Below are 23,752 nucleotides of genomic sequence, written 5' to 3'. Positions count from 1 at the left end.
TTACCTTTTCTTCATTTACTTTTTATTTATCTCGTAAGTTTCTTCCAGTCAACGTAAGAAATACAGTTTCTAAATTCGGTGCCTGCTCTTCTAACGAACGAATTTCAATATCGTGATTAATGAAGTGCTGAATAATTTTATTTAAATTATTTAATCCTGCATCCGAGTTTACCTTGATTACGTTCTCTTCAATTTGAACAGCTTTCACACCGTTTATATCTTTTAACTTTTCTACATCTAAATTTTCTACAGACTTCACTTCAATCCAAATATCTTTCGTATCTGTAATAATCGCTTTTAACTGTTCTTTCGTACCTTCTGCAATCACTTTACCGTGGTCGACAATTGCGATTTTTGTACAAATCTCTTCCACTTCTTCCATGTAGTGGCTCGTGTAAATAATCGTGCTTCCCATTTCATTTAATTTCCGAACAGACTGAAGGATATAGTTTCTTGACTGCGGATCAATTCCAACTGTCGGTTCATCCATAATAATTAACCTCGGTCTATGAGCAATTGCACAAGCTATATTCAGTCTTCGCTTCATCCCACCAGAAAAGTTTTTCGGGTAACTCTTATGTTTATCGCTAAGCCCCACAAATTGAAGTGCTTCCTCTACTCTTGCTTTTAGTTCAGCCCCTCTTAACCCATACAATCCAGCAAAAAATTTCACATTTTCATAGGCCGTTAACTCTTCATAAATTGCAATATCTTGCGGAACGATACCGATATTCATTTTCGCAAATCGATTATGTTTCTTTATATTTTTTCCTAGTATGCTAATTTCGCCTTCATTACTTCTTAACAAGCCAGCAATCATATTTATCGTTGTACTCTTACCAGCACCATTTGATCCTAAAAAGCCAAATATTTCTCCTTCTTTAATAGATAAAGACATATTATCAACTGCGATAAAATCACCAAATTTTTTCGTTAAATTTTTAATTTCTAATGTATTCATCATTTTCACCCCTATTTCGGTTTCTCTGCTATTAGTATAAACAAAAAGAATGAACCTGCTCAGTGCAGAAGTTCATTCTTTTCACATGAGATTATTCACTTTTTTCATATGAGATGGTTCATCTTCGTCCCATTCTCTTATATCGGCAACAACATCGTCACTGAAAAACCACTTGTTCCATCTACAATAATTTTTCCGTTTACAGACGCTGTTCGCTCCTCCATCCCCATAATACCGAGACCTTTCTTAACAAGAGCTGCGCCTTTTCCGTTATCCTTCACTTGCACCTTAACCATCTTATTCAGTACATGAATATCGATTGAAATGACTGTCGCATCAGCATATTTCATCGCATTTGTTAACGCCTCTGTAACGTTTTCACCGATAATTTTCCACTGAATGGGAGAAATCATATCTAAGTTTCCCTTATATACGAAAGGAATGTTTACATCATGCTTACTAGCAAACTCCTCTATGAATAATTTCATACGGTGAATGCCAATTTGCTCAGTTGGTGGCTTCATATTTTTTAATGTAATGCGAATGCTTTCAATTCCATCTTTTGAAATGTGAATTGCATTTTGTAATAACTCCGCAGATTTTTCTTTATCTATCCCCATTAATCTCTTTGCTGCTTCCATTTGAATTAATGCGCCTGTCATCGAGTGACCAATTTTATCATGAATTTCTTGTGATAATCGATTTCTCTCTTCTAGCTTAAATGTGTATTCTGATTGCCTTATGTACTCTTTATTTTCATGTAAGCTTTTCGTAAGTCGTTGCATATCTTTTCGCATCTTATCATTTTGAGATTCAAGCTTTACTACACGTGATATATATCGATCTGCCATAGTTAAAACGAGAAAAGAAAATGCAACAATTAATCCATAAGTCATTCGAATGCTTTCATCTGTAATTGTAATTGGAAGCATCATAATAACAAAGCGTGACCAATTCTTGTCTATGTAATGGAATGTAATTTCGTATAAATTCAAAGATAAAAACAAAATAAAAAACGGATGAACACTCCATGTTAATAACATAACTACACTAATTGAAATACAAATCAATATTTTTTTGTACGTATCTTTTTTTAATATAGAGATTAGCACGTTTACAGAAAGATATAAAAGCAAAGCAAATATAACCCATGGTAAGTTCGTAACATTTGAATGTATGTAACTGAACACAATATATATAAAGACAATTAATTTACTTACAGTTAACCAAAATTCCATATCATTAATCTACTTTCCCTGTTAAGTAGTAAATCGCAATTTGTGTGCGATGTTCAAGTCCCGTTTTCCCTAAAACTGATGTAATATAATTTGCGATTGTTCCTTCAGATATAAAAAGCTGTTTCGAAATTTCTTTATTTGAGAAACCTTTTGCAATTAATGCGATGATACTAAGCTCTCTTTCAGTAAAAAGACTTTTATCTATTTTACATTCTTCCTCTTTACTTTCCATTAAATTGGACTTAATTTTATCGAGAACTACATCTTGCATAACAGTTTGGCCATTATATACCCCTTTTATTGCATCACGAATACGCTCCGGATCGTTATTTTTTAATAAATACCCTTTCGCTCCGTTTTTTACTGCATCCAAAATATATTCATCATCATCAAACGTCGTTAAAATAAGCGGTTTTGTTTTCGTCTCTTCACAAATAAACTTCGTCGCCTCTACCCCGTTCATATTTGGCATACGAACATCCAAAAGAGCAATATCAACTTCATGCTTTTTACAATATGCTACAGCTTCTTCTCCATCATTTACTGTATCTACCACTTCGAACTCTTCATATGTATTTAAAATAATTTTCATGCCTTCTCTAATAAAAGAGTTATCGTCTGCTATTAATATTTTAATTTTCATGTTTGTTAGTATGGACCTTCCTCCTACTAACATTCACATCCTTTCTCCGTGTAACATTTCCTACTTGCTCATTATATACTTCTGCTTACCATTTTTTCACACTTTTTTCATCTAGCTCTTCTGCAAAAAATATATTATTCTTTTTTTACAAAATGTGTAGGGTGACTTATCATTCTTTACGTCTATATAATAGAATGCGTCAAAAAGGAGGGAGAGACCCATTGAGGAAAAACAATTAATTGAAAAAGCACAACAAGGAAGCGAACATGCTTTTCGTATCCTCGTGCAAACATATCGTCATTATATTTTTCAAGTTATCTTTTCTATTGTAAGACATGAAGAAGATGCGAAAGATGTTACACAAGAAGTATTCGTAAAAATTCACGCCTCTCTCCCTAATTATCAATTTCGCGGATTAAAAACGTGGATGGCACGTATTGCCACCAATCACGCTATTGATTATAAGAGGAAGAAAGCTCGAGAAAGTGAAGAACTCTCCTTATGTAAAGAAACTGAGGAAAATATACAGTCCTCTCATAATATTGAGGCTTTATTATTGACGAAAGAGCAGAAATTACTCATTGCTCAAAAACTGAGAGAACTTCCTGAAAATTACCGTGACGTCGTTCTCGCACATTACTTAGAAGAAAAAAGCTATCAAGAAATTGCTTTACAGGAAAACATTGAAGTAAAAACAGTCGAAATGAAACTGTATCGGGCAAGAAAATGGATTAAAAAACATTGGAAGGAGGAAGAGTTTCTATGATGCATTATTCAAAAGAAGATTGGCGCAATTATACATTAGATTTTATAGAAAGCAATGAACGTGAATCTATGGAAGAACATCTTTATGAATGTGATCATTGTTTAGCACTTTATATGGAAAGTATTGATGAACAACATGAAAACCTTCCAATGATAAATGATGATTCATTTACGAACGAAGTTATGACGCAAATTAATTTTGAAACACTACAGTCTAATGAAAATATAAAAACAACCTCACTAAAGCGCACGATCATTCACTACATAATTGCGACTGCGGCTACAATTATTTTTATGGTAAGTGGTTTATTTCAGTATATTTTTACAGCGACATCAAATTTAGAGAAATCTTCAAAACATAACGAGTCTTCTATCTCACAACAAATTGTAAACAAATCGGTAGACACATCGAAAAAGGACGGAGGTTCAAAGCATGAATAAAAATCCCTTTTTAGCACTTGTATTAGGGCTAATTCCTGGGCTTGGACATTTATATTTAAAGAAATTTGGACGGTTTATTTTATATAGCGGAGGGGCTGTATTTCTATTTATCTTTGCAGCATTTTGTACAATAGCATTAGGAGCCCGTGATATTGCTTTTCTTTCTCTATTTTTACTAGTCGTGTTATGGGCAATCAATTTATTAGATTTAGTTATCACTATTATTAATCAATCGAAAAAACAAGCTGCCGGAGAATTCATAGAATCCTCTAAAGAGAGCGAACGATTTTATATCATTCTCTTATCCATCATCCCTGGACTTGGCCATTTTCAATTAGGACTTATGCAACGCGGACTTACATTTTTAGTAGCTTGCACAGGAATCGGAAGTATGATCATTTTCGTTGCACTTTTAACATCGCAAGAAAGTTTTCTTATCTTCCTTATTACATTACCTGTTTTATGGATTTACAATTTCTTTGACGTTGTTCAGCAACTCCAGAAAAAAGAACGTGGCGAGCAATTAGATGATCGTACTATTTTCGAAGAGTTTGAAGAGCACCGCGAGCAAGGAAAGAAAAATAAAACATTTGCTTCTATTTTAGCGATGTTCCCCGGAGCAGGTCATATGTATTTAGGCTTACAACGCCGTGGTCTTCAGCTTATGGCAGCCTTTTTACTATCTATTTATTTACTCGACTTATTAAGACTTTCTGCGTTTTTATTTTTAGTGCCAATCATTTGGTTCTATAGCTTTTTTGATGCTTTACAACAAACAGCAAAATACGGAAAAGAACGAGTACAAGACGAACCCATTATCGATTATTTTATAAATCATCAAAGATGGATTGGTATCGGATTAATTACACTCGGTGTTTATTATTTATTAGATCAAACGGTCCTTCCTATTTTGAATGATTATTTTGTAACTATATTTAATATTCATCTTAGTGAACTATATTATCGCTATTTCCAAACATCTATCGTTGCGCTCCTTTTAATTGGCGGCGGATTTAAATTGTTACTTGGAAATAAAGAAAACAAAGGTGGGACAAGCGAATGAGGACTTGGCGTGTTGGAACATTCTCAATGGGGCTTTCTATTATATCGTTAGGATGCTTTTTACTATTTTCAGTCGTAAAAGGAATTCAAGTATTAGATACACTAACTGCATGGTGGCCAGTTTTACTTATCATACTTGGAGCTGAAATTTTACTATACCTTCTATTTTCTAAGAAGGAACAATCATTTATTAAATATGATATTTTTAGCATTTTCTTTATCGGCGTTTTAGGAAGCGTCGGAATTGCTTTTTACTGTTTATTATCAACTGGTTTACTAGAAGAATTTCGTCATTCTATTAACACAACGAGACAAACGAGTAATATTCCAGACGGACAATTTGATATACCTGAATCTATCAAAAAAATTGTAGTAGATGCAGGGCATCAGCCTCTAACGATAGAGGGAAATAATACAAATCAAATTCACCTTTTGGGAACTTATGAAATGACGACGAAAGCAAATGAAAAACTCAATTTAAAACAAGATGATTTCCTTTCAGTTCAAACGGCTGGTGAAACGATGTATATCACTTTAAAATCATTACCTGTTCAACATACGTTATTTAATTCAGCACCACAGGTGAAACCAACGCTTGTTCTTCCACAAAATAAAAATGTGGAAATCCGTGCTTCAAATAACGAACTATCTCTTTATCCAGGTCAATTACAAAATAATTGGTTTGTACAAGAAAGCTCAAGAGTGTCTGTCCATCTTGCAAAAGAGAGTGATGTATCTTTAACAGCAGTAACGAATCAAAAAGAAACACATGGAAGTACACCTTGGGAACAAGTAGAAGATTTAACGAAAAAAGAAAATACTTCTTCAGCAGAACATCCAGAATTAAACAACCAAGAACATTGGTATAAAAATTCAATTAAAACTGGAAATGGCACGCACAAGTTAAATATTGAGAAAACTTATAATTTAACTATGAGCGTTATTGAAAAATAAGAAAAACCTTCCGCAATTGCGGAAGGTTTTTCTTATATAATCGCTTTAATTCCTTCTAACACTAATCCAATCATAAATCCACAAACCGCCCCGTTCACTCGGATCCACTGCAAATCTTTACCGACATTATTTTCAATCATTTCGATTAACGTTTTATCATCTAACTTATCAAGGTTTTCTTGTACAAGCTTACCAATTTTCGAATGGTTCTTCTCAACAAGATTCACAACTTGTTTTTGTAACCAATCTTTTATTTTTTGAACTGTCTGTTCATCTTCTTTTATTTTATTCATTTGTTTTTGTAAAAATGGAATAACATATTTATCAGCAAATTCTTCATTATTTACAAAAGCAACTGCTCTTTGTTGTACTTGCTCTAGCATCTCTTTTATTTTGTCAGTAGCATTCCAATTCGCAATCCACTTTTCTTTCCAATTTTCTAATTCCTTTAATAAGGCTTCATTTTCTTTTACATTGATAATTTCTTGACGAATCTTCGCTAATATAAGTTGTCTTGTGCTATTATCAGCCTCTTGTAAGCTGTTAATATTACTAATGATAAACTTCTGCAAAATGCCGCCAATTTTATCTTCATCTACAATATTCATAAATGATTTCAAAGTAAACTGCAAGAATCCATCTACTTTTATATTTTCCATCGCCTTCATACCTAAGCTACCGAGCTGGTAACGAGCTTCATCTTGCGCTGTCCAATCTTTTACCTTCACTAATATGTAATCAAGTGTCTTTTCATCATATTCTTGCACAACTAATTGATCAACCAGCACTTGTAAAATGTTACTTGTATTAATTGTATGTAAATATGTTTTTAATTCTTTTTCAATAATAACAGCTAACTTTTCTGTATCTATTGTTATAATTGCTTTCTCTGCAATCGTTACAATCCCCTTTTTCACAGCATCAGACTGCATTTCTCTCTCAGCAATTTGCAGTACCATTTGTGCTAACTGCATCTCTTTTACTTTATTCGTAATACTTTCTTTCGTCAGCCATTCATTTTCTAACGTATGAATAAGCCCTTTCGTTACCCGTTTACGGTTTTTAGGTAACAAAGCTGTATGCGGAATTGGTATTCCCATCGGATGACGGAATAAAGCAGTAACCGCAAACCAATCCGCAAGTCCACCAACCAATCCAGCTTCAAATCCACCTTGTATAATCTCTCCAGCTACCGTTCCTTGAAAAGGGATAGAAGCCGCAAAGCCGACACCCATAACCCCAAGCGAAATACCCGCTATATATTTAGTCTGTAATGACATCGTATACACATCCTCTTATTATGTAAAATAAAGCTTTTTTGTTGTATTTATTCAATATTAGTTATCCTTTATATATACTATAAAGAACTATTGTGAAAATAACAAAGATTTTTATGTACATGAAAAAATGAGGCTACAACTAGCCTCATTTTTCTTATATCGATAATTCCAAACCTTTCCTATAATATTCATTCATTACATCTTTAGGAACCATACTTCCACCCGTTCCCCACACAATATGAGTACCTTTTTTCACCTTCTCTGCTAACTGTTGCTTTTGTAAATACTCATCTTCTTTACACACTTTCACTGGCCCTATCATACCTGCTAGTGCAGAAGGCTCTAAATAAATATTCTCCGTATCAGCTAGGTCTTTTAACAATCTATATAACTCTTCATCGTTTACTGTATAATTTCCGCTTAAAAATGGTTCCATCGTTTTCCCGACAAATCCAGACGGTCTTCCTACCGCAAGTCCATCCGCATCTGTTACATTATCAATTCCGATATCTTGAACAGCAATTTTGTCATGAAGGCCTGTCATTAAGCCGAGTAACATACATGGAGAATGTGTTGGCTCTGCAAAGAAACAATGAACGTTGTCTTTATACAATAATTTTAAACCGAATGCTACTCCGCCAGGTCCTCCTCCTACTCCGCACGGAAGGTAAACAAATAAAGGGTGATCTTCATCTACTACAACCTCTAACTCATCTAATTGCTTTTGTAATCGTGATGCTGCTACTGCGTATCCTAAAAATAAATCATGTGAGTTTTCATCGTCTACAAAATAACAGCTGGGATCTGCATCCGCCTGTCGTCTTCCTTCTTCTACTGCTTTGCTATAATCATCTTCATATTCAATAACGTTTACACCTTTACTTCTTAATAAACTTTTCTTCCATTCTTTTGCGTCTGCTGACATATGAACAGTTACATTAAAACCTAGATTCGCACTCATAATTCCTATGCTAAGTCCTAAATTCCCTGTAGAACCTACCGCAATTGAATACTTCGAGAAAAACTCTCTACATGTATCACTATCTAAAATGGAATAATTATCTTCTTCTGTTAACATTCCGTGCTGCAATGCTAGTTGCTCAGCATGTTTCAACACTTCATAAATGCCGCCCCTAGCTTTAATTGATCCTGATATCGGGAGATGACTATCACATTTTAATAATAATTCTCCTAAAATAGGTTGCTTGTAATTTGTCTCTAAAGCTTTTTTCATAGAAGGTATTTTCACTAAAGGTGATTCGATTATGCCGTTCGTCCCTTTCGTTTCAGGAAAAACTTTCGCAATATATGGCGCAAAACGCTTTAATCTCTCTTCCGCATCTTTTACATTCTCTTCATTCAATGGTGTATCTTTTATTGCTGTTTCATACTTTTCTATGTTTGGATTTATCCAAAATACTTCTTCTGTTGCGATTAATTTATTTAATAGTAGATATTCCTCTTTTAATTTCTCTATTTCCTTCATTTCTCTTCCTCCTCATCACCTTGTAGCTTACGATTTAATAAATTATAATTAAATTAATTTTAATATAGTTTAACACAAATTATTCAATTTAGTTAATTTTAATTTAATTTATTTAAATATAATTTAATAATCATTAAGGAGATTTTCATTATGGAAAATATAGATATTGGTAAAAAAATTGAAAAACAAAGAAAAGAAAAAGGTTTAACTAGTAAAGAACTAGCAAAGATGGCTGATATTACACCATCTATGTTAAGTCAAATTGAGCGCGGGTCGGCTAACCCTTCTATTCAAACATTAAAAGTGCTTGCTAAAGCTCTTGATGTGCCAACATTTAGCTTTTTACTTGAAGATACAAATACAGACGATTTAATTGTACGTTCTCATAAACGAAAGAAAATGATTATCGATAATTTATCATATGAAATGCTTTCACCTGATTTCACTGGAAATTTAGCAACAGCAATTATGACCGTCCCGCCTAATACAGCTTCATCAGAAAATGTGCTAGAACATAAAGGAGAAGAATTAGCATTTGTCTTAGATGGGAAAATCACATTATATTTAAACGAGGAAGAATACGTATTAGAAACTGGTGACAGTGTAAAGATACCTGCTTATTTAAAGCATAAATGGGTAAATCATTTTGAAAAAAACGCGATAGTTTTATTTTCTGTTACTCCGCCGATTTTTTAATGTATAAATAAAAACAGGTTACTTCTTATGAATTACACCTCCAATTGTTAGAATGTGTCTAACAATTGGAGGTGTAATTTTTTTATGACTAAATTTACTTCAGAAAACAAAATGAATGCAGCAATACATTATCAAGATGGAAGTGAGAGTATAAAAGATATTGCGAAATCATTGAGAACGAATCACGAAGTGGTTCGAATATGTATAAAACAATTTGAATATCATGGAATCCGAGCATTTGAAAAAGACTATACAACGTATTTTGTACAGTATAAACTAGGCGTACTAAATTATATGTTCGAAAATGGGACGTCTCCAAACGAAACGGCAGTTATTTTTAATATTTCTTCATCTGGACTTATTAGAAAATGGCGTATTCAGCTACGTCAAAAAGGAGTAGACGCCCTTAAATCTAAGAAAAAGAGGCATCAATCTATGACTAAGGACAATCAAAAATCAATTAAGAAACAAACACAAACAGAAGAGTCAGTAGAAGCATTACAAGCTGAATTGGAGCGTTTGCGTATGGAGAATGCTTATTTAAAAAAGTTGAATTCCTTAGTTCAAAACAAGGAGAAATCACCAAACAAGATAAGGCGCAAATAATCTATGAACTAAGGAAAGCATTTCCGGTAAAGGCACTTTTAAAATTAGCAGAACTCCCACGAAGTACGTATTATTACTGGATACAGAATTCTAATCATCCAGATAAAGAGCTAAAGGTCTTAATTCAAAACATTTACGATGAACACCAAGGTCGTTATGGATATCGCCGTATTCGCGATGAGTTAATGAACCAAAGACACAAAATCAACCATAAAAAAGTTCAACGAATTGTGAAAGAGTTATGTTTAAAGAGCCTAGTTCGTATGAAAAAATATCGCTCTTATAAAGGGAAAGTAGGTAAGATTACGCCAAATATTTTAGAACGTAACTTTAAGGCTGAAAAGCCAAACGAAAAATGAGTTACAGACATAACAGAATTTAAATTATGCGGCGAGAAGCTCTACTTATCACCGATGTTAGATCTATTTAATTGAGAGATAATCGCTTATACAATTGATTCAAGACCAACCTATTCACTTGTATCAAAGATGTTACGATAATGCGATTATTGAAAGTTTCTTTGGTATTATGAAATCTGAATTTCTTTATCTAAAAGATTTTGAAAGCATAGAACACTTTAAACAAGAATTTGAAAAATATATCGATTATTATAATCACAAACGAATTAAGGCAAAATTAAAAGGCATGAGCCCGGTACAATATCGAACTCATGCCCTAAAAGCTGCCTAATGAAACGACTTGTCAAACTTTCTGGGGTTAGTTCAACTTTTAACGAACCCATACCACTAGTACTCAAAAATTCTGTTCTCCTAACTGTAATATCTCCTTATTTACCGGACATTTTACTTTCACTTCCCAGTGTCCATGTACTGTAACTCTCACCTGAGGATTAAACATTTTGATTTCATCTACACTAAAGATAATGCTTTTCTCCTCAAAATTTTTTTCCTTAGTGTTTACTTTCCCTATGACTTCATTCTGCCAAAACACTTCTAATGAAGCCTCACTTTTAGGATCTCCCAAGTATTTATATACAACTTCAACTTCCCCTGTACGTTCAATTAGTTGAAAAAAACACTTTTTCATATCTATGGGACTATTAAGAACAATATTAGTTCCACAGGTATACGGCTTAAATATTGATCCATCAAGTTCTGTAAGACAATTGACTTTATGATACCAATTTCCTATGTAATCATTCTTAACAACTATTTTATTTGGGTTAAACTTGGGATCATAATAAAATATTATATCATGTGGACTATTAAAAACTACTCCATGCACGCGTGTATGAGTTTGTCCAATTGGTGTAGTAAGATTGTTAATCCAAAACACTTTAAAAAAAGAATCTACCCACCTGCTTTGATAGGTATTGATAATGATATAACCTGATTTATTTAAAGGTAATTCATGATAAATTTCTGGAACCGACGTGTATAATCTTTCACCACATCCATAGGGTTTTGCAACAGTTCCATCTCCATCATCAATAATGAATATACCCCCTTCTACCTCTAAATCCAATAAATCTGTCTCCATTGCACAAAAAAATGTACCATCTTCAAAAAAGAACATGACATGATATAGTTTTTCTACTTCATAATGCCCTGTAAATCCTTTTACAAACTCTCCATCATATTTCAATTCTTTAGTAGGTGGATATATTATACCTTTTAGACCCTTATATGTCCCTTCTTTAACCAGTGCTACTTTCCCAATATTAGGATCTCGGGGATCTAATTTTGGTCTAGGAGCATTATTAGTACTAATGCTATTGCGCGTATTTTCACTTATAACAAAGTCAGACAATCTTTTAGCCTCCCACAACATGTAATTCTATAGATTCATCATTTAATACAGTGCGGTCCACAGCAATAACCATCCCCTCACCAACTTCAATCATAATGAATTTTTCAGTGATATCTTTTAAACCACCAATATATGCATTTTCTTTACATGTAAGCATAATAGCTTTTCCAATTTGATCCCCTAATTCACTAATCGGATGTGATTTCCAATTACTTCTCATATAATCACCTCTAAACTATTCAAGTTTTAATACTCTCTTTATAATCGCTCTTTATAATCAAACCCAAAACTAAGCAAGAATATAAACAATTAATTTCTATATCAAAATTAATTGTTTATATAAATTAAAGTTTTCCATCATTAAAAAACTACATGTTTATTGCAATCTATTTAATAGTATTATAGGTAAATTAGTTTATATTTTATCTGCATGTAGAATTATTTTTTATTTCCTTAAAATTCCCCCTCAACTTTTTCAGCATATAAAACGATACTTATAATAGAAAGAGGTGTTTTAACTGTATAAAACAATGCCAAATTCAAAAGAAAGAGAATTTATATACAATAGCTCATACAACAAAGGGCATATAAGCACTCCTAGCATGGTAGCTCACTGTATTGGCCTAAGTACTCACGCAAAATTGGTTTACTCAAACATTTTGAATTACATTTATAAAAAAGGAGAATTCGCATTCCCAAGTATTTATAGATTATCTATATCTTGTTCCTGCTCAATAAATACAATTATTCGTTATATTAATGAATTAGTTGAAAAAGGATTTATAAAAAAAGAGGTCCCAGGTCGCGGAAAAAGTAATCGATACTACATAATAGAATGTGATAAAATTCCACTCCTAAAAGTATCAGAAATGATGTGGGAAGTAATAGATACACTTGCAAAAAAATATGGTTGGAAGGATATTATGAAATGTAAAAATTCAATATTATCTTTTCTCAATCAAAATAAATATTCATTACATCATATGGAGATTCAGCAAAATACAATAAACCACTTAAATGCTTTATTCCTTCATGTTTTAGAGAAAAAAGAATTAGATATTGAAATATTGACTAGTAATTTTATATTTAAAAATCAATCTATTATATAACAGTTTCAAAATTACAAAATCATATAAAGAATTTATAAACATAATGGGTGGTGTGAATATTGAATGAACCTTATGTTACTTGTGCACAATGTGTCGTTAGGGATTGGTGCCAACGTAGAACTGGTACTACTCCCCTGCCACAGGATTATACGATAAATCCTGAGTGTGGCGGTTATATCTTACTTAATCAGGCTATAAAGCTTTCTCAAATTCCTTTAGAATATCAAAATGCAAATAAAAGAAATTTCATAATAGACACGGATAACAAAATGTACAAAGATTACATTATAGATACTTTTAATTCAATTAAGGAAATTGTTAAGAATGGAAATAATCTCGCTTTTATACATCCACAAAAAGGAACTGGTAAATCATATACTGCTATAGCCTTTGCAATGGAATATATATTTAAATCAGTAATGAATCCTTCTTTATTTAATTTTGAGTCTCCGGTTGTACTCTATATTAAGTATGGTTCATGGGCAAATGATCTACGCCAAATTTATCAATTAAATGATGAAGATTTCACACAAAAAGTTTTACAACAAGTAAAACTCATGAAGACGGTTCCCTTACTAATACTTGATGATATAGGAAATGGAAGATTTACAAATTATATTAGAGATTTTACTTATGATGTGATTGATTTTCGTAAGGAAAATAAAAAATCAACATTTTTCACTTCTAATCTTACACTCCAACAATTAGAACAAGAGAATTGTCTTGGAGATATTATTACATCTCGTATGTTATTTAATACTGTTGTATATCAATTAGGAGGTCGTGATAGAAGACAAGAAAAAAGTTATATTTTGAAGCCCATTATATAGAGGTCTCGTCATGCAACGAGCTCTTTCTACAATCCATTTAACAATAATATGATAAATATGTAAAAATAGTATTACAATTAATATATTTCCATAGTATACTAATTTACATGATTAAATTTTCAGCTTATGAATTGAGAAGGAATGTATTAAATCCTCATATATAAATACCTGTAAAATAAAAGAAGTTAATTAGAACAAAATAAAGCATCAATATCTGTTTTGGATAGTAAGATGCTTTATTCCATTAGAGTTCTGATTTAATCTTCTATTCTTTTACGCCTCAAAAAACGAACATAGGTTCTTTTATTTTTTGGCAAAAAACAGAACATACGTTTTATTTTAATTCACAAAGGAACGTAGGTTCTATTTTTTCACCTCAAAAAACGAACATAGGTTCCGTATTTTGTTATTAAAAAAATCGCAACTATTTCCATTATCACATCGATTATTATGTCGAGATTAGATGAAAAGGAGTCTATATTATGCCATCCATTGAAGAATTACAACTATTAAACCATATATTAGAAAATAAAGATTGGTCTTCAATTGATCAAAATGGCCTTGATGAAGAACATTTTCCTATACATAAAGATATTTTTAATTACATTAAAAATTTTAAGAAATTACAAAAACAACTTCCAACAATAGAAACCGTAATGAATATGTTTGAAGAATTTGAAATGGTCGAATTAGAAAAAACAGAATTTGTAGTAGATGCCCTTAAAGAAGATTGGTTACATAGAAAATTCAAGCCCTTTCTTCAAAAAGCAGCAAACCTTGTCGCTGAAAAAAAAACTGTTGAAGCTATTTTAGATATTAAATTAAATGCCACGAATATGTTAAAACTTGCGAATATTGACAACAAAGGATACTCATATACTGGAATGGCGGATACACGTAAGAGTAAATACTTATCAATTCACGGTAGAGATGAAAATGAAATTTTAGGAGCGACTACAGGTTTTAAAACATTAGATTTAGTAACTAATGGATTAGTAAGTGATGGACAAGAAACTGATTATTTTCTTGTTTTCGCACCATCTAACATGGGTAAAACATTAATTTCTTCATTTATGTTAATGTCCGCTTGGAATAGTAATATCGAGTGGGATTTCCCTGCATACTTTGCTTTAGAACAACGTGCTGAAGAAATTGCACGAAATTGGGATCATGTCCTGGCTGGTGTATCAAATTTAGGCATACAACGTGGTACTATGTCCGCTGAACAAAAAGACCGTTACATATTCTTTTTAGATCAACTAAGGCAAAAGCAAAAAGATATGGTCATCTATGATATTCAAAAAAATGGTGGCCGCCCCTATTCAGTGACTGAAATACAGCGCATCCTTGAGTCTGAAGGACATACTCGCTTCGTTTTAGATCAATTATCAAAAGTACGTTTAAATAACTCCAATAATAATTTTGGAGATTTAAGACAAAGATTATTTGATATATCAGCAGCAGTACGTGAAATGATTTTAGGAACAGGAATTCCAGGTTATGTAGTAGCACAGGCTAACAGAGAGTCCGCTAAAAGAATTAAAAAAAGTCTAACTGATAGCACGATGACTGGTGAGGATATCGGGGAAACTTATGCAATTTTCCAAGATGCTAGCAAAGGTATATCTATTATCAAAATAAATGAAACAACCTTTAAAGTACAGGTCATAAAAAATCGTGGCAATGCTAGTGGTCAAAGTTTCATTGTGCGATATAACTTTGATACAGGACTGATTAGTACCATTAACAATCAGTACGAAAAACAGTTCTTCTAGTATTAATAATGGAGATGAAAATACATGCAAAAAGCAAGAAATATAGAAATACTCGAAAATACATCACTGGATATACCAAGTCTAATAGATGATTTGCGTTTTAAGTATCAGTATTCCCTTAGATACCAAAGTAACCATGCAGCATTTTCAAAGAAAAATGATAACGGCAATTATATAATGTGTTGCTGTCCGAACCATACAGAAACAAGACCATCATTTGGGATTTCTAAAACCCCTCCCTATCACACACACTGTTTCTGTTGTGGATACTTAGGAACCATAGATTGTGTAATTGAAACCGCTTTTGTTTTAGAGCAAGGCAACGGATTAAAAGCCCTATTATCGAATTACTATTTTGAAAACAATCGTAAACCTTTAGACATTTCAAAACTCTTAGCTACAAGAAAAAAATGTATAAAAGCAAATACGTTATCCGAAGAAACACTCAAAAAATTGGATGAGGAAAAATTTAAAAATCAAGGGATTTACAATGTAGCAATGTCCTATTTAATTAATCAGCGTGGAATAAACATGGAGACTTTAGATACTTACGAAATAAAAATAGATGTCAGAAATAAATGTATAGTATTTCCGCAGCGTACTCGAAACGGGGATCTTCGCTTTTTACAAAAACGAAAAATTGGAAGCCATTATAAGGGTTCAAAATTTATCAACGAAGGATTACCAAACAAAAAAGATATTTTATTTGGACTTCATTTAATTAACCAACTACGAACATCACCCAATCGGATTAAAAGAGTTCGTATCGTAGAATCTCCTATAGATGTAATGAGTAACTATCAAGTAGGTATTCCTGCTGTTGCAATTAATGGGAAATTATTATTTAAAAACCAAATACGCGAATTACATCTAGCAGGTATAGAGATTGTTGATCTATTTTTTGACAATGACAAAGCTGGAAAAGATGCAACACAAAAAGCAACAAAACAATTAATACAGGAAGGATTCACGGTCAATCATACGCTCTATCCACCCCAATTCACTGAAGATTCAAAAATCGACTCCAATGACTTACTTAAAATGGGATTACTAGATAAATTAAATACAAATTCAATTAGTTTACTAAGCAGTAAATTTTAATTCATTCAAATAAAGGGGATTTATATAATGAACACAGCAACTATAAACTTTCAAGATTTAATAATGGAAATACTAAACTCTGAATCTATAGCTAAAATTTTTAATTTCGAATTATTTAAAGTGAGAAATCAAGACAAAGAGGATGTGAAACAAGATTGTATCTTGCGCATAATGAAATCTCTTCAACAAACAACAGTTCCATCTGAAAAGCTACCTTCATTCTGTCAAACAATTATTAAAAGAACCGTGGTTGATTACTATCGTTATACAAATAGAATGGTAGAACAAAATTCGACTTCTGTATTTTATTGTGATGGATTTATTGAAGACGATTCTAGTGACAACAATTGCCCTACATTTTGCCAAGAGTCTTACGAACAAGGATATGAATTCTCAATTGTTAAAGCAGATTATGAAATACATAGAAATAAATTTACTCCGACTGAACAAAATGTTATCGAATACATGCTATATGACGGCTTAGGAGTCTGTATGAATTTAGCCGAAATCGCAAACGAACTTAAAATTAATAAATCGCACTCAACAAGAGCATTAAAGAAATTGCGTAGCATTTATTGTTGTTAATATACTTAGTTCCCTACTATCTCAAACAACAATCACCCAAAAATATTGTAAAACAATTAAGAACATTTTGTAAACAAAAGTAACTTTTATTTTTATTATAAATTCCGCAACTTTTTAATTAGTTATTACGATAACTATTAATTAGTCTAGTATATACAACTAGTATACAACATAGACAATAATTTTCAAAGGCGTTTTATCTGTTTCTTATTAGATTTCAGCCTTCTTTTATATATAACACTTCATTACATGAACTTTACTGGAAAATTATTAAGCTTAGTTATTCAATTATTACTATTAAGTATTGGTTAGATTCATAACTTACAGTCTGCATTTTAAAACTTAAGTTTTATTTATTTATATAAACAGAATAAACAAAGTTAATTTAAATAAAACTTTATATCGATATATAACAATTTAGAGACGGTATATATATTAAGGAGGAAATAAAGTATGACAACAATAAAAGGATTAGATGCAATTTTAAAAGTGGGAAATACCTTTCTTACGTTTAAAGATAAAAAACCACTTACACTTTTATTTATCGATTGGTATGAAAATCTGGTTGGTATTCGCGAGCATTATGAACCCACCTTAAAACCCAAATATATACGTTGTCCAGGGACAGGTGTGTGCCCCCTTTGTCACGTTAATCCGAGTAAATATCCGAATTTAAAGATTAAATTACGTGTATATGATCCATTAGATAATAAGATTAAGCTAGTCTCTTTAGCGAAAACTCACATTCAAAAATTACACACAGATTTTAATCTTTACATGATTGATCCTACAAAAGACTTTGTCACTATTTCTAGAAGTGGAACAGGTGCTAATGATACCACTTATTCAGCTAAACCATACCATTATACTTCAGTGGATGATGAACCTATATTAAAGAAACCAGACTTTAATGAAATTGAAATGCTTGATATATCAACATATATAACTTCTCATAGTCCTGATGAAATCCAAGAATTTATGAATGCAGCATCAACAATATATAATTTACAGCAAGCACAGTTTCAATGTAGTTCCCCTACTCTTCCATTGGCTACTGAAGGTTTTGATGAAAAGGAACAATTGAGAACTACTAATCATAAATTACCATTTTAGAAAACATTATGGAATTTTAATTTCTATTATTAAATATAGAAAGGGACGATTATTTCGTCCCTTTTTGAAGTAAGGAGTTGTAAATTTTGTTTTTTAAATCAAATGAATCCAATCAGGACATTTTTACACTATTAAATAGGCGCAAAGTAAAAGAAAGCACACAAAAAACTCGTATAAAAAAAATGAGAAAAAAAGATTACGATAAAACAAAATCAATATGTTCACGGAATTAATCATTCAGTAAAACTACCTTCAAATTACTATTTAATACATACACCTGAACAATTTGAAGAATTTATTACCAAGTATAAGGTATATAAAACCTTACATTCGCAAGCTTATACATTTATTGATACGAAATCCACTGGTTCGAATCCTTTTAAAGACTCAATCATCTCAATTACGATTGGATTTATGGATAACTGTTTTTTTTATATACCTATTAAGCCTTTTAAACATGGATTATCACAGCATATCTCTACATTAAGTCTAGAATACACGATGAAAAAACTCTCACCACTATTAGAGAAAGATACCTTATTAATACTTAGTAACAGTAAGCAACACATTCATGCTCTATATAATTGGTGTGATTTTGACATTACATATAATATCTTTTGGGATACTGAGATAGCTGCAAACCTATTAAATGAGAACCATCCAAAAGGTGTAAAAGAATGGTATAAAGAATATGTATTACCTCGTCTTAATTCAAATGAAACCATTTTAAATACCATTGATAGAAAAAAATATATGATTGAAAAGACACTCTATGATCAGCTACAACATCATGTAGCTACCTACTTCGCTTGCTATGATATTTTTATGCTAAAGTCTGTATTCGAGTATCAGAAAAGAATTTTTGAAAACCCTAAATTTAATCTTGTTCCTATATATAAATTATTTAGGGAAATAGAGATGCCTTTAATAGCCGTACTTACTACCGCTGAAAGAAAAGGAATTAAAATTAGTGAAGAATTTCTAAGTAATGATGTAAAACAAATACTCCAAACGAAATTACAATCCGTAAAAAAGAAATATTGAATTACCTAGGTTCCACTATCACATTAAATAATTGTATACACCCACCTAAGCAACAAAATAAATATAATGGCGTAAATAAATTAACAAGCACTTTGTTTAATATAAATTCTCCAGCCCATTTGGCCCAAAAACTTTATATTGATAACGCTATTCTAAAACCTATCATGGAATATGACAAAGGTTGCAAAAGTGTGATTTCCAAACTAAAAACAGATAGAAAAACGCTGATACGTAATCTATCAAAGCATCCTGTAATTCCTCTAATTCTAGAATATCGTCGCTTAGTGAAATTAATAAGTTCTTTTTGTGACTCCCTACCCAAAGAACAACAAGGTACTATTGATAATAAAATCCATCCTATCTATAACTCTGTAGGAACTAAAACAGGCCGTATGAGTTGCTCGTCACCAAACCTAAAGTTGTGGGCTGCATAAAGGTGACTTTATGTGTAAGCAGATCGTTAATTCAGGGGAAACTAAGGGTAATTACCTATGTCAATCCTGAGCCAAGTCTAATAGGGATATTAGAAAGGTGCAGAGACTACTTAAATTAACCTAGAACAGGCGAAATAAGCACGAAAGCGATCCACCCTTCTACAACAGGGTGATGATATAGTCCGATACTCTTTGAAAAAAGAGAGCAAGGATAAAGAGCCTTGCATTACTACAATGACAACAAGTACCAAGTAAAGCTGATTTTATACGTATGGCCTTTAGAGCAGAAAGAGGTAGATTGTTCACCAGTATTGACTTCAGTTTACAAAACGTTGGCTGAAGTCGTTAATCTAAACCTACTCAAAACAGGGAACGCCCTCATGTAACGGTGGAGCGAATCCTGTGCTTCTAGTGACAAGAAGTGCAACGACTGCTTGTTAATTATCATCTCGATTCATAGTTAACAAAATAATGAGTCGTCTATCAACCAGAATTGATAAATCAATCGAACTCATTTATACGGTAGGCTATGGGCTTAGTGGTCACAAAATTCGCCCATTATTTGCAGGAATGCAACAGAAGGTATAGTCTAATCCGGCTCCTTTAAGGAGTGTTGAAGTACCATGAAAATGGCGGTATACATACAACAAGAATTACGTTGGCTCGCAATAGTAACACAAGAACCGGTTCTAATTGAAGCCTTTAAGAAAGGTTTAGATGTACATAGTCAAATCACTTGCCAAATTAAGGGGTTTACTTATCACTTGTTTGAGGATATTCGAAATTATAAAAGAGAGACACTAAAAGAGACTCAGCATCATATACAACAGCTTATAAATAAATGGTCAGATACTCCAGAATGTCTATATATCTTGAAGATATATAATATGAAGGAACTAAATAGTACTACCATTCCTACTCTAGCAAATGCTTTTGAATTGCTTAGAAAAAAAATGAAAAGCATTGTATTCGGTAAATGGATTGCCGAATTCAAATCTCACTCAAAACAGGGAAACCTAAGTGTATAGGCATAAGGCAATCCTGTGCCAAAGCGTTCATTCGAATGGCAGGTGCAGAGACTTATAGCGTTCCGCGGTTAATAAACAACCAATCTAACGAGTTCGCTTAATGTGAGAAGCAGCTTAAAATAGTTGCTAAGGTATAGTCCACTCCCTTAGGAAACTAAGGGGTTTAAGTGACCTTATATGGTATAACAGAAATCGGTTTATCTGATCAATTAAATATTACAAAAGTAGCAGCAACCTCCTTAATTAATCAATTTAAAAATCAATTACCAAACTTTTTAAGGTGGGAAGCTGAAACACATAGAGAAGTTTTAACTAATGGTTATGTAAAAGATTTGTTTGGTAGAAAAAGACGTTTTAAAGAAGCAATTCTAAAAGCTACCTCTTCCTCCACCTTTAAGAACGAAAATTCAGATTGGAGATTAGAGAAAATAAAACGGCAAAGTTGTAACTTTAAAATACAAGGAACTTCTGCGACACAAGTTAAAAAAGCTATGGTGAATTTATTTTATCCCACTCGCTCAGATGGCACAAAATGCTTAGATAGAGTTGAATGGCTACAGGAGAATTACAAATCTATACTTGAAGATCATGATATACACATCGTATTACAAATACATGATGAATTAATCTTTGATGTACCACAAGATATTTCCCAAGACGTTTTAAAAGAGATTTCAAACATCATGCTAAATGCCATACCTTCTACCCATTTAGGAGTGACATTTCATTCGGATATTCATACCTCTCCATATTGGGGTGGTACATTTTCAATCGAAGAAATTAGAGAGTACTCTAATAGTGATTTAGATTTCAATAGATTATTTCATCAACAATTTGAAGAGAAAATAAACGACTTTCTTAATTCAAAGTTTTAGGTGCATTAAATAGAAAATGACTTGAAAATTAAACATTATAATTTCCGCCTTGATTAAATGAAATAAAAAGATAAATAAAAAACGTACACTTCTGTACGTTTTTTATTATCTTTAGTTTCTAATTATCTATACAAAAAATTGAAATACCATTTCAACTTCTGCCTCATTTGTATATTCAACCCTAGGCATAGTACTTGGGTTACCATCAATAGCTAACGACAAAGGTGCCAGACTAACCATTGGTGTAGGTGTTGTTAATAAAACCTTACATGCAGTTACCCATTCTATGCCATATTTTTGCCGTGCCGAGTCATTTAATTTCACATCAATTCTAGAAATATTTCCAAAGTTCGTTACTGACTCCCCTGTTTGCTTATTAAATCCTTTAACCGCAATACCGTTACGTAACGAGTCATACGTTACAATATACTTCTCTGATGCAATTGTGAGAATTTTATACGGCATTGCACTCTTAACAAATTCAAATGCATTTGGTCGTTTGTCAGGCTTTCTAGTACTCATCTCAAATACTTTAATTAATTCAATATCTTTAAGTGATAATTGTCTCTTTTTCCCCCCACAATTGCTTGCTGTATCATATGGTGCAGGAGCTATATCATGAGATAATTCACCTGGAATATCAATACAATTAAAGCATCTTTCAATAGATTCTATAATCGTAACAAAGTTTAATAATTCAAAATCTATATTTGTACGTTCTAATTCATATAATTTTTGTTCAAGCATCTCTAATTCTATTTCCAAACGACATTTTGTAATAGAGGAACAATCTGAACTAGCTATATCGTCTCTCATACGCTGCATAGCATCTTCAATAGCTAAAATCTCCTCATACAAATCTCCAAATCTAATTGTCATTATCACTTCCTCCTCACTTTTTTTTCGGAGCCTTAGTAGGATCTAATGTCCAAGTGATCCAATCGCTTACATCTTTTAAAGTACTTACATGGAAGTACTCTCTACACTGTCTAAAGAAAGGAATGATAGGACTATTCCAATTCCCTGGCCCTATTTTCCCAGGTCCTTTTCTTCCAGGAAGAACTGTATATATAGTTTTCATAGGCACTAACGCATAACGATTAAATACTTTAAGGCTATTTAGCTTTCCATCAACCTGATCGTATGTAACTTCTTTATACAGGCGATGTGAAGGTTCGCTACTGCCCTCTAACTTTTGTCTATCATCTGATACAAGAATAAGAGAATTCTCTACAGGTTTACCATTTACTACACTTTTATCTATCACTTGATCAATCGAATGATAAATTGCAGACATACCAGATTCAGGGAAATCCGATCCTCGCTTAAATGTTAGCGTACCAATATCAGAAAATGCTTGTGCTAACCCTTGTACATCTACACTTTTATTCAGTAGAATTCTCCAAAAGTTCGGTCTATTCTCCCCTGCTCTGTCTGTTGGATCAGCGTAGGCCACTAATGATACTTTACATGGGATTTTAGCAGCTTTAGCATAACGTTCGATTTCATTTGCTGTGGCAACTAATAAATTTCTAACACGACCTCCAGGTTCAAGGCCCCCTCCTTCAAACATGGATTCAGAAATATCCACAACGAAAATAATATTAACCCCTGTGACTGTAACAGGTGGTACCCACGGATCCGGTTTTGGATAAGGTAAAACTTGTGGTTTTCGTGCATAAGAAGGTCTCACGCACTCCCTTATACATTCCCTGATTTTATACATTAATGTATCCAAGTTTTCACCAGATTCAAGTCCTGATTCCATGATTACTTCACGTATAGCTTCTAATTCATCTACATATTGCCGTAAAGCATCTACTGAATATGGATGGCTATGTGCCATACCCTTACGCAAATCTTTAATCATTTTATCTATTTCTTTAACATATCTCATAATACTTTTGAGTTTAGGCATATCGATTGTAACCTCCTAACCAAATATAGTAAGCCCAT

General features: G+C 32.4%; 24 protein-coding genes and 1 pseudogene. 16 read left to right on the top strand and 9 right to left on the bottom strand.

Annotated elements, in window-relative coordinates; genetic code table 11:
• Positions 1-22: 22 nt before the first annotated feature.
• From JFU02_RS28475 to JFU02_RS28465, 3 genes are all read right to left on the bottom strand, one after another.
• A complete protein-coding gene (locus tag JFU02_RS28475; protein ID WP_001093815.1) occupies positions 23-961 on the bottom strand; it encodes an ABC transporter ATP-binding protein in 939 nt (312 codons plus the stop codon).
• Between the two features lie 137 nt (positions 962-1,098).
• A complete protein-coding gene (locus JFU02_RS28470) occupies positions 1,099-2,199 on the bottom strand; it encodes a sensor histidine kinase (protein WP_000397661.1) in 1,101 nt (366 codons plus the stop codon).
• A gap of 4 nt (positions 2,200-2,203) precedes the next feature.
• A complete protein-coding gene (locus tag JFU02_RS28465) occupies positions 2,204-2,842 on the bottom strand; it encodes a response regulator transcription factor (protein WP_000694093.1) in 639 nt (212 codons plus the stop codon).
• 283 nt (positions 2,843-3,125) lie between these two features.
• Between JFU02_RS28465 and JFU02_RS28460 the strand changes: the two genes are divergently transcribed.
• Genes JFU02_RS28460 through exsE form a run of 4 tightly spaced genes read left to right on the top strand, consistent with a single transcriptional unit; the run spans position 3,126 to position 6,064 of the window.
• A complete protein-coding gene (locus JFU02_RS28460; protein ID WP_001195484.1) occupies positions 3,126-3,608 on the top strand; it encodes an RNA polymerase sigma factor in 483 nt (160 codons plus the stop codon).
• On the top strand, positions 3,605-4,048 hold the full coding sequence (locus JFU02_RS28455) for a hypothetical protein (RefSeq protein ID WP_000972351.1): 444 nt from the start codon (positions 3,605-3,607) through the stop codon (positions 4,046-4,048). The genes JFU02_RS28460 and JFU02_RS28455 overlap by 4 nt, the downstream gene beginning before the upstream one ends.
• Entirely contained in the window at positions 4,041-5,111 is a 1,071-nt protein-coding gene (locus JFU02_RS28450) for a hypothetical protein (protein WP_001039098.1), read from the top strand. The genes JFU02_RS28455 and JFU02_RS28450 overlap by 8 nt, the downstream gene beginning before the upstream one ends.
• A complete protein-coding gene (exsE, locus tag JFU02_RS28445; protein WP_098316042.1) occupies positions 5,108-6,064 on the top strand; it encodes an exosporium protein ExsE in 957 nt (318 codons plus the stop codon). Before JFU02_RS28450 ends, exsE begins: the two co-directional genes overlap by 4 nt.
• 32 nt (positions 6,065-6,096) lie before the next feature.
• On the opposite strand, the gene JFU02_RS28440 is transcribed toward exsE, so the two are convergent.
• Positions 6,097-7,344, bottom strand: coding sequence for a DUF445 domain-containing protein (locus JFU02_RS28440; RefSeq protein ID WP_098838327.1), 1,248 nt, complete (start codon positions 7,342-7,344; stop codon positions 6,097-6,099).
• Between the two features lie 154 nt (positions 7,345-7,498).
• Positions 7,499-8,830, bottom strand: coding sequence for a D-serine ammonia-lyase (locus tag JFU02_RS28435; RefSeq protein WP_000658340.1), 1,332 nt, complete (start codon positions 8,828-8,830; stop codon positions 7,499-7,501).
• A 150-nt stretch (positions 8,831-8,980) separates the two neighbouring features.
• Here JFU02_RS28435 and JFU02_RS28430 point away from each other — a divergent pair, with 150 nt between their 5' ends.
• Together JFU02_RS28430 and JFU02_RS28425 are read left to right on the top strand one after the other, a co-directional pair.
• Complete coding sequence (locus JFU02_RS28430; protein WP_000427637.1) at positions 8,981-9,526, top strand: helix-turn-helix domain-containing protein; 546 nt, start codon at positions 8,981-8,983, stop codon at positions 9,524-9,526.
• Positions 9,527-9,610: 84 nt separating this feature from the next.
• A pseudogene (locus JFU02_RS28425) lies at positions 9,611-10,822 on the top strand (IS3 family transposase).
• Positions 10,823-10,885: 63 nt separating this feature from the next.
• On the opposite strand, the gene JFU02_RS28420 reads toward JFU02_RS28425, so the two are convergent.
• Together JFU02_RS28420 and JFU02_RS28415 are read right to left on the bottom strand one after the other, a co-directional pair.
• The gene (locus JFU02_RS28420; RefSeq protein ID WP_098838326.1) at positions 10,886-11,902 is read right to left on the bottom strand and encodes a hypothetical protein; all 1,017 of its coding nucleotides are present in this window, start codon (positions 11,900-11,902) and stop codon (positions 10,886-10,888) included.
• Between the two features lie 4 nt (positions 11,903-11,906).
• Complete coding sequence (locus JFU02_RS28415) at positions 11,907-12,122, bottom strand: hypothetical protein (protein WP_001257365.1); 216 nt, start codon at positions 12,120-12,122, stop codon at positions 11,907-11,909.
• Between the two features lie 310 nt (positions 12,123-12,432).
• On the opposite strand from JFU02_RS28415, the gene JFU02_RS28410 reads away from it, so the two are divergent.
• The 10 genes from JFU02_RS28410 (at position 12,433) to JFU02_RS28370 (ending at position 21,796) form a co-directional block, all read left to right on the top strand.
• Positions 12,433-13,011 carry a helix-turn-helix domain-containing protein gene (locus JFU02_RS28410; RefSeq protein ID WP_001133840.1) on the top strand — a complete coding sequence of 193 codons (579 nt, stop codon included), beginning with the start codon at positions 12,433-12,435 and terminating at the stop codon, positions 13,009-13,011.
• 59 nt (positions 13,012-13,070) lie between these two features.
• On the top strand, positions 13,071-13,841 hold the full coding sequence (locus JFU02_RS28405) for an ATP-binding protein (protein ID WP_001005177.1): 771 nt from the start codon (positions 13,071-13,073) through the stop codon (positions 13,839-13,841).
• 482 nt (positions 13,842-14,323) lie between these two features.
• Positions 14,324-15,616 carry a DnaB-like helicase C-terminal domain-containing protein gene (locus tag JFU02_RS28400; protein WP_001139151.1) on the top strand — a complete coding sequence of 431 codons (1,293 nt, stop codon included), beginning with the start codon at positions 14,324-14,326 and terminating at the stop codon, positions 15,614-15,616.
• A gap of 24 nt (positions 15,617-15,640) precedes the next feature.
• Positions 15,641-16,717, top strand: coding sequence for a toprim domain-containing protein (locus JFU02_RS28395; RefSeq protein ID WP_001167997.1), 1,077 nt, complete (start codon positions 15,641-15,643; stop codon positions 16,715-16,717).
• A gap of 27 nt (positions 16,718-16,744) precedes the next feature.
• Positions 16,745-17,302 (top strand): sigma-70 RNA polymerase sigma factor region 4 domain-containing protein, encoded by a 558-nt coding sequence (locus JFU02_RS28390; protein ID WP_201071941.1) that lies wholly within the window; start codon positions 16,745-16,747, stop codon positions 17,300-17,302.
• A 453-nt stretch (positions 17,303-17,755) separates the two neighbouring features.
• A complete protein-coding gene (locus tag JFU02_RS28385; protein WP_000207535.1) occupies positions 17,756-18,415 on the top strand; it encodes a hypothetical protein in 660 nt (219 codons plus the stop codon).
• A 195-nt stretch (positions 18,416-18,610) separates the two neighbouring features.
• Positions 18,611-19,459 carry a DNA polymerase I family protein gene (locus tag JFU02_RS32675; RefSeq protein ID WP_346656165.1) on the top strand — a complete coding sequence of 283 codons (849 nt, stop codon included), beginning with the start codon at positions 18,611-18,613 and terminating at the stop codon, positions 19,457-19,459.
• Positions 19,456-19,893 (top strand): DNA polymerase, encoded by a 438-nt coding sequence (locus JFU02_RS32315; protein WP_276571065.1) that lies wholly within the window; start codon positions 19,456-19,458, stop codon positions 19,891-19,893. Before JFU02_RS32675 ends, JFU02_RS32315 begins: the two co-directional genes overlap by 4 nt.
• Positions 19,894-20,516: 623 nt before the next feature.
• Complete coding sequence (locus JFU02_RS28375; RefSeq protein WP_098838324.1) at positions 20,517-20,921, top strand: DNA polymerase I; 405 nt, start codon at positions 20,517-20,519, stop codon at positions 20,919-20,921.
• 167 nt (positions 20,922-21,088) lie between these two features.
• Positions 21,089-21,796, top strand: a complete 708-nt coding sequence (locus JFU02_RS28370; RefSeq protein WP_097961813.1) for a DNA polymerase — start codon at positions 21,089-21,091, stop codon at positions 21,794-21,796.
• Positions 21,797-21,922: 126 nt separating this feature from the next.
• On the opposite strand, the gene JFU02_RS28365 is transcribed toward JFU02_RS28370, so the two are convergent.
• Together JFU02_RS28365 and JFU02_RS28360 are read right to left on the bottom strand one after the other, a co-directional pair.
• A complete protein-coding gene (locus tag JFU02_RS28365; RefSeq protein WP_098838323.1) occupies positions 21,923-22,675 on the bottom strand; it encodes a hypothetical protein in 753 nt (250 codons plus the stop codon).
• 13 nt (positions 22,676-22,688) lie between these two features.
• Positions 22,689-23,714 carry a vWA domain-containing protein gene (locus JFU02_RS28360; RefSeq protein ID WP_098838322.1) on the bottom strand — a complete coding sequence of 342 codons (1,026 nt, stop codon included), beginning with the start codon at positions 23,712-23,714 and terminating at the stop codon, positions 22,689-22,691.
• Between the last annotated feature and the right edge of the window lie 38 nt (positions 23,715-23,752).

Origin of the sequence: Bacillus sp. TH13 (genome assembly GCF_016651175.1) — a bacterium.
Taxonomy (GTDB): domain Bacteria; phylum Bacillota; class Bacilli; order Bacillales; family Bacillaceae_G; genus Bacillus_A; species Bacillus_A thuringiensis_S.
The sequence above is the reverse complement of the archived record's forward strand: the minus strand, read 5'-3'. Positions and strand labels throughout refer to the sequence as shown.